Raw genomic sequence first — 11,995 nt, 5'->3', positions numbered from 1 at the left:
GCCTAGCCGATGAAATCCTACGAAGTGAATTTTGATGGCCTGGTGGGGCCTACCCACAACTATGGCGGCCTGTCCTACGGCAACGTGGCTTCGCAGAGCAACAGCCAGCAGGGTTCCAACCCGCGCGAAGCCGCGCGCCAGGGCCTGGCGAAGATGAAAGCGCTGGCCGACATGGGCTTCAAGCAGGGCGTGCTGGCGCCGCAGGAGCGCCCGGATGTGGCCGCGCTGCGCCGCCTGGGCTTCAGCGGCCGCGATGCCGAAGTGATCCAGCGTGCCGCCAAGGAGGCCATGCCATTGCTGGTGGCCAGTTGCTCGGCTTCGAGCATGTGGGTGGCCAACGCCGCCACGGTCAGCCCTAGTGCCGATACTGCCGATGGCCGCGTGCACTTCACTGCTGCCAACCTCAATTGCAAGTACCACCGCAGCATCGAGCACCCGACCACCAGCCGCGTGCTGGGGGCCATGTTCAGCGACGCCAGGCACTTTGCCCACCACGAGGCACTGCCTGCGGTGGCACAGTTCGGTGACGAGGGTGCAGCCAACCACACGCGTTTCTGCCGTGCCTATGGCGAGGCCGGTGTGGAGTTCTTCGTCTACGGCCGCAGCGCCTTCGACAGCCGCTACCCGGCGCCGCAGAAGTACCCGGCCCGGCAAACTCTGGAAGCCTCCCAGGCCGTGGCCCGGCTGCATGGCCTGAGCGACGACGGCGTGGTCTACGCTCAACAGAACCCGGCCGTGATCGACCAGGGCGTGTTCCACAACGATGTAATTGCGGTGGGCAACGGCGAGGTGCTGTTCTACCACGAGGACGCTTTCCTCGACACCGACGCGGTACTTGGCCAGCTGCGAGCTAAACTGGCCAGCAAGGGTGGCAACTTCCAGGCCATCTGCGTGCCGCGGGCAGCGGTGACGGTGGAGGATGCGGTGCGTTCCTACCTGTTCAACAGCCAGCTGCTCAGCCGTGATGACGGCTCCATGCTGCTGGTGGTGCCGGAAGAATGCCGCAACAACGAGCGGGTCTGGGCCTATCTGGGCCAGTTGACCAGCCAGGGTGGCCCGGTGCGGGAGGTCAAGGTGTTCGACCTCAAGCAGAGCATGCAGAACGGTGGTGGCCCGGCGTGCCTTCGTTTGCGCGTGGCGTTGAAGGAAACGGAACTGGCAGCCGTCAACCAAGGCGTTATCATGACCGCCTCGCTGTATGACACTCTGCTGCAGTGGGTCGACAAGCATTACCGCGATCGCCTTGGCGAGGCGGACCTGGCCGACCCGCAATTGCTGGTGGAATGCCGTACGGCACTGGACGAACTGACCCAGATCCTGAAGTTGGGCTCGGTGTATCCGTTCCAACGCCAACCTTGAAGAGAGACTTTGCAATGACCGACGCCCTGCGCCTTATCCTGGAAGATGAAGACGGCACCCAGTTGGAAACTTCCTGCACCCGCTTTGCCGTGGTCTGGCAAGGCAAGGAAGTGTGGATTCAGCAGGATGGTCGTGGCCAGCTGCTGATTGGCGTGGATGTCGAGGAAGACGACACCGAGTACGCCAACCTGCTGCTGCGCCCGATGGCCACCAACCTGGTCAGCCTGCAGCTGGAAATGGAACCGGCCGAGGTCGGCGAAGACGACGATCACGTCCATGGCCCCGACTGCGGCCACCATCACTAAGGAAGTACCTATGCTCGCCCTTGGCAAATTGCTTGAGCTGACCCTCACCGATCACGAGCCGGCCGAGAAGACCCAAGTGACACCCAAGGGCGCGCGGTTGCGCTGGCTGGGGGAGGGCGCACTTGAGGTGCGCCCGGCTGAAAGCGACGATTGCGGGCTCGATCTGCTGTTGTCTGCCGGCATCCACGGCAATGAAACAGCCCCCATCGAGTTGCTCGAACGGCTGCTGCACGGCGTGGCCAATGGCAAGATCAAGCCGAAGGCGCGAGTGTTGTTCCTGTTCGGCAACCCGCCAGCGATCCGCAAGGGCGAGCGTTTCATCGAGCAGGACATCAATCGCCTGTTCAATGGCCGCCATGAACTGTCCAGCGGCTTTGAGGCATTGCGCGCTGCCGAGCTGGAGCAGTTTGCCCGGGTGTTCTTCAGCAAGCCGGGGCGCAGCCGCTTGCACTACGACCTGCATACGGCCATTCGTGGTTCCAAGATCGAGCAGTTCGCCTTGTACCCTTATAAAGAAGGGCGCAAGCATTCCCGTCGCGAACTGGCGCGTCTGGCGGCAGCTGGCATGGAGGCGGTGTTGCTGCAGAGCAAGTCGTCGATTACCTTCAGCGCCTTCACCTACGAACAGCTCGAGGCCGAGGCCTTTACCCTGGAGCTGGGCAAGGCCCGCCCGTTCGGCCAGAACGAGGAGGTCAACCTCGACAAGCTGGAAGAGCGGCTGATCCAGATCATTGAAGCCAACGAGCCAGAAGGCGAGGGCTCGCTGGACGGCTTGCAGCTGTTCAGCGTTTCCCGCGAGATCATCAAGCACAGCGACAGCTTCCACCTGCACTTGCCGGCGGATATCGAGAACTTCTCCGAGCTGAGCAAGGGCTACCTGCTGGCCGAAGACCTCGCCGAGACGCGCTGGGTGGTCGAGGAGGAGGGGGCGCGCATCATCTTCCCCAACCCCAAGGTCAGGAACGGCTTGCGCGCCGGTATCCTGATCGTGCCGGACTCGGGGCAGCAGTTGGGCTGAGTGCTGGTCCGGGCATGTGGCGCGCGCTCAGGCGCACCACATGGACACGCTCAGTAGTACGTGCGCACTGGCAGGCCTAGCTCCATTCGCAGTGCGTTTTCGTTGAATGGCGGTGGGTTGCTGTTGGTCGGCGCTGTGTCGGGATCATTGTCGAAATCGTACAGCAGGCCGCTCGGCAGGCCGATTGCCTGCAGGTGTGCGTTAGCGACCCTGATCTGCCGGCGATCGATAGTCCTGATCAGGGTATCGCCAGGTATCGTCGTGCCGCTGAAGGCGTTGTACGCCTCGCACATGCAACGGTAAAGGTCGAGCAGCGGCAAATTGTCGCTGAGCGAGCGCGCCAGGTTGAATGCCAGGTTACCACCCTCTGCAGGCCAGCCGGCTACCCATTCCAGCTGGCTGTTGCGCCGCAGGTAATGGTCGCTGTCAGTCGGGTCAGCAATGTAGACACCAAAATGGGTGGCCCCTTGTGTTTCGCTAACCCTTATCCAGGACCGTTTTGCCAGCTCAGCCAGGAGTTGCTGGCCGCACTGCGTGTGGCGCAAGAAAAACAGATGGTTGTGCACGGCCTGCTTGAAGGTATCGCTGCCCTGTATGTCGAATGTGCTGCTGGCGAGCGTGTCGAAGGGCGCTGGCAGGGGCAGTGCGAAGCGGGCGTCGCCCGCCTGGTTGCGGGCATAGACCACCGAATCATGAGGGTCGTCGACCAGGATATGGCCGTTGATACGGCTGTTCGCCGAACCGCTCTTTATAAACGTCAGCCCTTGGCCCACGTCGATCTGCACATCGCCAGCGCCGGTGAACACCTCGGTGATGCCACCGCCGGTGGTGATACGCGTGGTACCGTCTGCGGCCTGAATGATGACCGGCGTCTTCACTTCCTGCGCCACCTGAACGTTGGCCACACCCTTTGCGGTTCTGATGATGAGGGTTTGCCTGGGCGTAGGGGCGAGGATGAACGTCTTGTTGCCGACCTTGGCCATCAGATGGCAATCGTAGGCGGAAATATCGACATCGACGGCCGGGGCATGGCTGTCAATCACCATGTGGTGCCTTCCGGGGATCTGGCCTTGCTCGAACCATAGCTGCTCCAGCAGGACGTCTACCTTGTCATCCCGGTATTCGTAGAATCGATGAACGGCTCTGCCATCCACGGACGTGTCTGCCCACTGTTGAAAACCGCTGGTCCTACCAGAAATGAAATAAACGGGATTGGGGTGCATGAGGGGCCTCGCTTGCAGTGATGGTGGCGGCAGGTAATGCAGCGGCCAAGGCTAAAGGTCTGGGCAGGCGGGGAGTGGTACTTATCTAGGTGCAGGGGCGCGAGGCGGGGCGTTGTGACGAGGCGCTGAACCGGATAGCCTGCATTTTTATGTTCGCAATAACGATTTAATGCCGATTGGCTATTTCGGGCCGATAAACACGCTGTATCTCCTGTGCAGGCTGGCTATAATGGCGCCCTTTGCCGTCGTTTCGTCGATTCGACGTATTAGCCCAAAACGGCCGCCGTTTCCGTGGAAGAACCTATGAAAAGCGCAGAAATCCGTGAAGCCTTCCTTCGCTTCTTCGAAGAGCAGGGACATACCCGAGTCGCCTCCAGTTCGCTGATCCCGAACAACGACCCGACCCTGCTGTTCACCAATGCCGGCATGAACCAGTTCAAGGACTGCTTCCTCGGTGCGGAGAAGCGTGCCTACACGCGTGCCGTCAGCAGCCAGAAGTGCGTGCGCGCCGGCGGCAAGCACAACGACCTGGAAAACGTCGGTTACACCGCGCGTCACCACACCTTCTTTGAAATGCTGGGCAACTTCAGCTTCGGTGACTATTTCAAGCGCGACGCCATTACCTTCGCCTGGACCTTCCTGACTTCCGACAAATGGCTGAACCTGCCCAAGGAAAAACTCTGGGTCACCGTCTACGCCACTGACGACGAAGCCTACGATATCTGGACCAAGGAAGTCGGCGTGCCGGCCGAGCGCATGGTGCGCATTGGTGACAACAAGGGCGCCCCTTACGCCTCCGACAACTTCTGGACCATGGGCGACACCGGCCCGTGCGGCCCATGCACCGAGATTTTCTACGACCACGGCCCGGACATCTGGGGCGGCCCACCCGGCTCGCCGGAAGAAGACGGCGACCGCTACATCGAGATCTGGAACAACGTCTTCATGCAGTTCAACCGCACCGCCGACGGCGTGCTGCACCCGCTGCCAGCGCCGTCGGTGGACACCGGCATGGGCCTGGAGCGCGTCAGCGCCGTGCTGCAGCATGTGCACTCGAACTACGAGATCGACCTGTTCCAGAACCTGCTGGCGGCCGCGGCCAAGGCCATCGGTTGCAGCAACGAGGGCCAGGCTTCGCTGAAAGTGGTCGCCGACCACATCCGTTCGTGCGGCTTCCTGATCGCCGACGGCGTGCTGCCGTCCAACGAAGGCCGTGGCTACGTGCTGCGCCGCATCATTCGCCGCGCCTGCCGCCACGGTAACAAGCTGGGTGCCAAGGGCAGCTTCTTCTACCAGATCGTTGCCGCGCTGGTCGCCGAAATGGGCGAGGCCTTCCCGGAACTGAACAGCCAGCAGGCGCACATCGAGCGTGTGCTCAAGGCTGAAGAAGAACAGTTCGCCAAGACCCTGGAGCAGGGCCTGCGCATTCTCGAGCAGGACCTGGCCCAGCTCGAAGGCGACGTGGTGCCGGGCGACGTGGTGTTCAAGCTGTACGACACCTACGGCTTCCCGATGGACCTGACCGCCGACATCGCCCGCGAGCGCGAGCTGACCATCGACGAGGCCGGCTTCGAGCGCGAGATGGACGCCCAGCGTGAACGTGCCCGCTCCGCCAGCGCCTTCGGCATGGACTACAACAGCCTGGTCAAGGTCGACAGCGCCACCGAGTTCCTCGGCTACGAGGCCACCGAAGGCCAGGGCAAGATCATCGCCCTGTACAAGGACGGCCAGGCCGTCGACCAGCTGGGTGAAGGCGAGCAGGGCGTGGTCGTGCTCGACCGCACGCCGTTCTACGCCGAATCCGGTGGCCAGGTGGGTGACACCGGCTACCTGCAGGCTGGCGCTGCGCGCTTCGATGTGCGCGACACCACCAAGACTGGCGGTGCCTTCCTGCACCACGGCGTTGTTGCCAGCGGTGCGCTGGTGATCGGTTCGCCAGTCGAGGCCAAGGTCGATGCCGATGTGCAGCACGCCACCTCGCTGAACCACTCCGCCACCCACCTGCTGCACGAAGCGCTGCGTCAGGTACTGGGCGAGCACGTACAGCAGAAAGGCTCGCTGGTGGACAGCCAGCGCCTGCGTTTCGACTTCAGCCACTTCGAGGCGGTGAAACCGGAGCAGATCAAGGCCCTGGAAGACATCGTCAACCGCGAAGTGCGCAAGAACACCGCAGTGGAAACCGAACTGACCGACATCGAAACCGCCAAGGCCAAGGGTGCCATGGCGCTGTTCGGCGAGAAGTACGGCGATACCGTGCGTGTGCTGAGCATGGGCGGCGATTTCTCGGTAGAGCTGTGCGGCGGTATCCACGCCAAGCGCACCGGTGACATCAGCCTGTTCAAGATCATCAGCGAAGGCGGCGTGGCCGCTGGCGTGCGTCGTATCGAAGCGGTCACCGGCGCTGCTGCGCTGGCGTACCTGAACGCTGCCGAAGAGCAGGTCAAGGAAGCCGCGCAACTGGTGAAGGGTAACCGCGACAACCTGATCGACAAGCTGTCGGCTGTGCTCGAGCGCAACCGCCAGCTGGAGAAGCAGCTGGAACAGCTGCAGGCCAAGGCCGCCAGCGCCGCCGGGGACGATCTCTCCAACGCGGCCGTTGAGGTCAAGGGTGCCAAGGTGCTCGCCGCCCGCCTGGATGGGCAGGACGGCAAGGCCCTGCTGGCCCTGGTCGATCAGCTGAAGAACAAGCTCGGCCACGCAGTGATCCTGCTGGGCAGCGAGCATGAGGGCAAGGTCGTGCTGGTGGCCGGCGTGACCAAGGACCTCTCCAGCCAACTCAAGGCTGGCGATCTGATGAAACAAGCCGCTGCGGCGGTGGGTGGCAAGGGCGGTGGCCGTCCGGACATGGCCCAGGGAGGTGGCGTCGACGTCGCTGCACTGGACCAGGCCCTGGCGCTGGCCGTGCCATTCGCAGAGCAGGGACTTTGAGATGAAGGGGGGATGGTCTAGTCGTCCCCCTTCATGTTGGATTGTTTTTTGGGGCCCTGTATGGGCTGAGGCACCATTGAAATGGCGTTGATCGTACAGAAATTTGGCGGCACCTCTGTCGGTTCCATCGAGCGGATCGAGCAGGTAGCCGAAAAGGTCAAGAAACACCGTGAGGCGGGCGACGACCTGGTGGTTGTGTTGTCGGCAATGAGCGGTGAAACCAATCGCCTGATCGACCTGGCCAAGCAGATTACCGATCACCCGGTTCCACGTGAACTGGACGTGATCGTGTCGACCGGTGAGCAGGTCACCATTGCCTTGCTGGCCATGGCCTTGATCAAGCGTGGTGTGCCAGCGGTGTCCTACACCGGCAACCAGGTGCGCATCCTCACCGACAGCGCGCACAACAAGGCGCGCATCCTGCAGATCGACGACCAGAAGATTCGTGCCGACCTCAAGGAAGGCCGCGTGGTCGTGGTGGCGGGCTTCCAGGGCGTCGACGAGCACGGCAGCATCACCACCCTGGGCCGTGGCGGCTCCGACACCACCGGCGTGGCCCTGGCGGCTGCGCTGAAGGCTGACGAGTGCCAGATCTACACCGACGTCGATGGCGTCTACACCACTGACCCGCGCGTTGTGCCACAGGCCCAGCGTCTGGAGAAGATCACCTTCGAAGAGATGCTGGAAATGGCCAGCCTCGGTTCCAAGGTGCTGCAGATCCGTTCGGTGGAGTTCGCCGGCAAGTACAACGTTCCGCTGCGCGTGCTGCACAGCTTCAAGGAGGGTCCGGGTACCCTCATTACCATTGATGAAGAGGAATCCATGGAACAGCCGATCATTTCCGGTATCGCCTTCAACCGTGATGAAGCCAAGCTGACCATTCGCGGCGTGCCGGACACCCCGGGCGTGGCCTTCAAGATCCTCGGCCCGATCAGCGCCTCGAACATCGAGGTCGACATGATCGTGCAGAACGTTGCCCACGATAACACCACCGACTTCACCTTCACCGTACACCGCAACGAGTACGAGAAGGCGCAGAGCGTGCTGGAAAACACCGCCCGCGAAATCGGTGCCCGTGAAGTGATCGGCGATACCAAGATCGCCAAGGTCTCGATCGTCGGCGTCGGCATGCGTTCGCACGCCGGTGTTGCCAGCCGCATGTTCGAAGCCCTGGCCAAGGAGAGCATCAACATCCAGATGATCTCCACCTCCGAGATCAAGGTTTCGGTCGTGATCGAAGAGAAGTACCTGGAGCTGGCCGTACGCGCGCTGCACACCGCGTTCGAGCTCGACGCTCCGGCACGACAGAGCGAGTAATACGCTGCCTGGAAGGGCGCGGCTTGCCGCGCCCTTCGCGTTTCTGCTCGCCGTGCAGGCCCTGTCCTGGCCTGTGCGGCGGGTAACCGGGGCCTGGTCGTCGTCCACGACCAGGCCGCGACACCAAAGACTGTTACCCCTGAATGTTTTGCGTAAGGAGAAAGCTATGTTGATTCTGACTCGTCGGTGCGCCGAGAGCCTGATCATTGGAGACGGCGAGATCACCGTGACGGTGCTCGGCGTCAAGGGCAACCAGGTGCGTATTGGCGTCAGCGCCCCGAAAGAAGTGGCTGTGCACCGCGAGGAAATCTACCTGCGGATCAAGAAAGAGAAGGACGAAGAGCCAAGCCTTTAATTTTTTTGAAGTTTTTTTCAAAAAAAGGGTTGCAAACGAGGAAGAGCCTGTTTAATATTCGCCTCGTGTTGCGGTGAGGTGGCCGAGTGGCCGAAGGCGCTCCCCTGCTAAGGGAGTATACCTCATAAGGGTATCGGGGGTTCGAATCCCCCCTTCACCGCCATTATTCGCTTAGGGCGCTGTAAACGGTAAGAACGCTAAGTAGTTGATTTTAAACGAAAAAGTTCTTGCAAAAATGTTTCAGCGACCTATAATGCGCGGCAAGACACGGACTCATAGCTCAGCTGGATAGAGTACTCGGCTACGAACCGAGCGGTCGGAGGTTCGAATCCTCCTGAGTCCGCCACTTTTTGAAGTGGCTTTGCTTACAAAGCTGCTTCAAAGAACCAGTGGTAATCTGGTCTAAAACTACCATTGCGGACTCATAGCTCAGCTGGATAGAGTACTCGGCTACGAACCGAGCGGTCGCAGGTTCGAATCCTGCTGAGTCCGCCACTTTTTGAAGTGGCTCTGCTTGCAAAGACGCTTCAACCAACCAGTGGTAATCTGGTCTAAAACTACCACCACGGACTCATAGCTCAGCTGGATAGAGTACTCGGCTACGAACCGAGCGGTCGCAGGTTCGAATCCTGCTGAGTCCGCCACACCAAATCAAGAAGCCCGCTCAATTGAGCGGGCTTTTTGTTTTTCTGCGCCAATGAATTGTTGGTGATGTCGATCTAAGCTCTTCTGTAGATTGAGCGTGTGCCTTTGGGGGCCGCTGCGCGACCCTTTCGCGACACAAGGCCGCTCCTACAGAAGTACGCGATCCCTTGTAGGAGCGGCCTTGTGTCGCGATGGGCTGCAAAGCAGCCCCGAGATCGATCAGGCACCGCATACACATCCAGGCACACAACAAATGTAACTTGACCGCCAGACCCACCGCCGCACTGATAGCTTCGAGCGTTGTCCCAGCTTTATCACGCAAACGATTGTTCTGGCCAAAATTTTAAGCGATCTGACAGCTTTAGCAGTGTATGATTGCGCCCGTCAGCCCCGCCGGGGCTTGTGGAAAACCACCATGGACTTACCCAGTAGTTACTCGCTAACAAGATTCATACAGAAAGATCTGACCGATTGATTCTCCCGGCGTGCTCCGCTGCTGGGAGTGGAGTTCGCCTATGACTGAAGTAGAAGTAAAAAAAGCGCAGGAAAGCCTGCAGGACCGCCTGGCCCAGGTGGTCGAACTGCTGCAGCGCCAGCGCGTGGTCGAAGACCTGACCCACCGTCAGGAAGGCGCCCACAACGACCTGGTGGAAAACCTGGTCCACCGCCAGAACCTCGTCGAGCTGCAGCGCAAGCTCGATGACCTGCACCCCGCCGACATCGCCTATATCCTTGAAGCCTTGCCCCTGGAAGACCGCCTGACGGTCTGGCAGCTGGTGCGCTCCGATCGCGATGGCGACATTCTGCTGGAAGTGTCCGACGCCGTGCGGCAATCGTTGATCGCCGACATGGACGATCACGAGCTGCTCGCCGCAGCCAAGGAAATGGACGCCGACGAGCTGGCCGACCTTGCTCCAGAGCTGCCGCGTGACGTTGTTCACGAGCTGATGGAAACCCTCGATGCCCAGCAACGCGAGCGCGTGCGTTCGGCGCTGAGCTATGACGAGGAGCAGGTTGGTGCCTTGATGGACTTCGAGATGGTCACCATCCGCGAAGACGTCAGCCTGGAGGTGGTTTTACGCTACCTGCGCCGCCTGAAAGAGCTGCCGAACCATACCGACAAACTGTTCGTGGTCGACTATGACGGTATTCTCAAGGGCGTATTGCCGATCAAGCGTCTGCTGGTCAACGACCCGGAGAAAAAGGTGGCGGAGGTCATGGCGACCGACCCGGTCTCCTTCCACCCCGAGGAAGATGCCTATGATGCGGCGCAGGCCTTCGAGCGTTATGACCTGGTATCTGCGCCGGTTGTGGACAAGAACGAGCGCCTGATTGGCCGCTTGACCATCGACGAAATGGTTGACCTGATTCGCGAGGAAAGCGAAAGCGAAGTGCTGAACATGGCCGGTTTGCGCGAGGAAGAAGACATCTTCGCCTCGGTCTGGCGTTCGCTGCGCAACCGCTGGGCCTGGCTGGCCATCAACCTGATTACCGCGTTCGTTGCGTCGCGTGTGATCGGCCTGTTCGAAGGTTCGATAGAGAAACTGGTAGCCCTGGCTGCGCTGATGCCGATCGTGGCGGGCATTGGCGGCAACTCCGGTAACCAGACCATCACCATGATCGTGCGCGCCATGGCGCTGGACCAGGTGTCGCCGGGCAACACCAGCCGCCTGATGCGCAAGGAGCTGGCGGTATCGCTGCTCAACGGCCTGATCTGGGGCGGGGTGATCGGTGCGGTGGCGTTCTGGCTGTATGGCAGCTGGTCGTTGGGCCTGGTGATGACTGCGGCGATGACCTTGAACCTGCTGCTGGCGGCCTTGATGGGAGTATTGATCCCGATGACCCTGACACGCCTGGGGCGCGACCCGGCGATGGGCTCCAGCGTGATGATTACCGCAGTGACCGACAGTGGCGGGTTCTTTATCTTCCTCGGGCTGGCCACGCTGTTCTTGCTGTAACCGATTACCTCCAAACGCTGAGGAGGTCCCTGTGGGAGCGGCCTTGTGTCGCGAAAGGGCCGCAGAGCGGCCCCGCAATTTCAGCGGCGCTGCACAACATTCTGGGGCTGCTTCGCAGTCCTTTCGCGACACAAGGCCGCTCCCACAGAGAGTGATCCCGCAGCGGTGATGAGCCCACAAAAAAGCCAGCTTACGCTGGCTTTTTCATGTTCGGCTGCAAACTTCAGGAGGCGTCGGTAGCCATTTCCACATCGTGAGCGATAAGGGCGACCAGCGCGTTCTGCTGGCGGTGAGACAGTTGGCGGAAGCGTTGCAGCAATTCGCGTTCATGCAGGGACAGTTCAGGGCTGTCCAGGCGCATGCTCAACTCGTCACCCAGCGCACCTTCCTGGATAAGGCTCTGTTCCAGGCGCGCGATGATTTCGGAGTTCATGCTGCGGTGATGGTTGCGCGCTACCTCGGCAATGCGCTCACGCATCCCGTCTGGCAGGCGGACGACGAACTTGTCAGCGGTGCGGCTCGAATAAATAGCCTGTTTCATTGGGCGCATATAAATTGACCGGATTTTGGTTCAGGGGAAGCGGTTCTAAAATTGGCCGCACGGGGTGGTAGTACGACCGCGGCGACGACGAAATGTTCAACCGTCTGTGAAAAATGGATGCTCATCTTGCCTCATGGTCGCCGTTTCCTTGGCGTCAATTCTGTGACAAATAGTGAGCCGGATAAAGGCTTTGTGCCAGTACCAATTATCAGAAATGAGTACTGGTTTGAAAAGTTTTACATGCGCCGGCTTGCCCAATCGTCAGACTTTTGCCGCCAAAAACTGGTGAAACGCAGCAAAAGACCGGGAAAAATCATAGAATGCGCCGGTTTCCTTCCATAGAGCA

Annotated in this window: 9 protein-coding genes and 4 tRNA genes; 11 read left to right on the top strand and 2 right to left on the bottom strand. The window is 60.7% G+C overall.

The window, feature by feature from the left end:
* Window positions 1–9 precede the first annotated feature (9 nt).
* Genes astB through astE form a run of 3 tightly spaced genes read left to right on the top strand, consistent with a single transcriptional unit; the run spans window position 10 to window position 2,682 of the window.
* A complete protein-coding gene (gene astB, locus R9B85_RS05215) occupies window positions 10–1,359 on the top strand; it encodes an N-succinylarginine dihydrolase (RefSeq protein WP_423770886.1) in 1,350 nt (449 codons plus the stop codon).
* Between the two features lie 14 nt (window positions 1,360–1,373).
* On the top strand, window positions 1,374–1,664 hold the full coding sequence (locus R9B85_RS05210; protein WP_003256592.1) for a topoisomerase II: 291 nt from the start codon (window positions 1,374–1,376) through the stop codon (window positions 1,662–1,664).
* A 10-nt stretch (window positions 1,665–1,674) separates the two neighbouring features.
* Window positions 1,675–2,682 carry a succinylglutamate desuccinylase gene (astE, locus tag R9B85_RS05205; RefSeq protein ID WP_112253152.1) on the top strand — a complete coding sequence of 336 codons (1,008 nt, stop codon included), beginning with the start codon at window positions 1,675–1,677 and terminating at the stop codon, window positions 2,680–2,682.
* Between the two features lie 50 nt (window positions 2,683–2,732).
* Here the strand turns inward: astE and R9B85_RS05200 are convergent, their stop codons facing one another.
* On the bottom strand, window positions 2,733–3,905 hold the full coding sequence (locus R9B85_RS05200) for a M91 family zinc metallopeptidase (protein ID WP_112253151.1): 1,173 nt from the start codon (window positions 3,903–3,905) through the stop codon (window positions 2,733–2,735).
* Between the two features lie 303 nt (window positions 3,906–4,208).
* Here R9B85_RS05200 and alaS point away from each other — a divergent pair, with 303 nt between their 5' ends.
* The 8 genes from alaS (at window position 4,209) to mgtE (ending at window position 11,108) form a co-directional block, all read left to right on the top strand.
* Window positions 4,209–6,833: an alanine--tRNA ligase gene (alaS, locus tag R9B85_RS05195; protein ID WP_423770885.1), complete on the top strand. Its 2,625-nt coding sequence runs from the start codon at window positions 4,209–4,211 to the stop codon at window positions 6,831–6,833.
* A gap of 81 nt (window positions 6,834–6,914) precedes the next feature.
* Window positions 6,915–8,150, top strand: a complete 1,236-nt coding sequence (locus R9B85_RS05190) for an aspartate kinase (RefSeq protein WP_112253149.1) — start codon at window positions 6,915–6,917, stop codon at window positions 8,148–8,150.
* Window positions 8,151–8,316: 166 nt separating this feature from the next.
* Window positions 8,317–8,505 (top strand): carbon storage regulator CsrA, encoded by a 189-nt coding sequence (gene csrA / locus R9B85_RS05185; RefSeq protein ID WP_003254503.1) that lies wholly within the window; start codon window positions 8,317–8,319, stop codon window positions 8,503–8,505.
* Between the two features lie 72 nt (window positions 8,506–8,577).
* Window positions 8,578–8,668: transfer RNA gene (locus tag R9B85_RS05180), tRNA-Ser, on the top strand.
* 106 nt (window positions 8,669–8,774) lie between these two features.
* Window positions 8,775–8,851, top strand: a tRNA-Arg gene (locus tag R9B85_RS05175).
* A gap of 72 nt (window positions 8,852–8,923) precedes the next feature.
* Window positions 8,924–9,000 (top strand) — tRNA-Arg (locus tag R9B85_RS05170).
* Window positions 9,001–9,072: 72 nt separating this feature from the next.
* Window positions 9,073–9,149 (top strand) — tRNA-Arg (locus tag R9B85_RS05165).
* 516 nt (window positions 9,150–9,665) lie between these two features.
* The gene (mgtE, locus tag R9B85_RS05160; protein ID WP_025340118.1) at window positions 9,666–11,108 is read left to right on the top strand and encodes a magnesium transporter; all 1,443 of its coding nucleotides are present in this window, start codon (window positions 9,666–9,668) and stop codon (window positions 11,106–11,108) included.
* A 223-nt stretch (window positions 11,109–11,331) separates the two neighbouring features.
* On the opposite strand, the gene R9B85_RS05155 is transcribed toward mgtE, so the two are convergent.
* Entirely contained in the window at window positions 11,332–11,658 is a 327-nt protein-coding gene (locus tag R9B85_RS05155) for an Arc family DNA-binding protein (protein ID WP_012273554.1), read from the bottom strand.
* Between the last annotated feature and the right edge of the window lie 337 nt (window positions 11,659–11,995).

Origin of the sequence: Pseudomonas sp. NLJ1 (assembly GCF_049486705.1) — a bacterium.
Taxonomy (GTDB): Bacteria; Pseudomonadota; Gammaproteobacteria; order Pseudomonadales; family Pseudomonadaceae; genus Aquipseudomonas; species Aquipseudomonas inefficax.
Note: the sequence above shows the minus strand (reverse complement) of the source record. Positions and strands in the feature narration are given on the sequence as shown.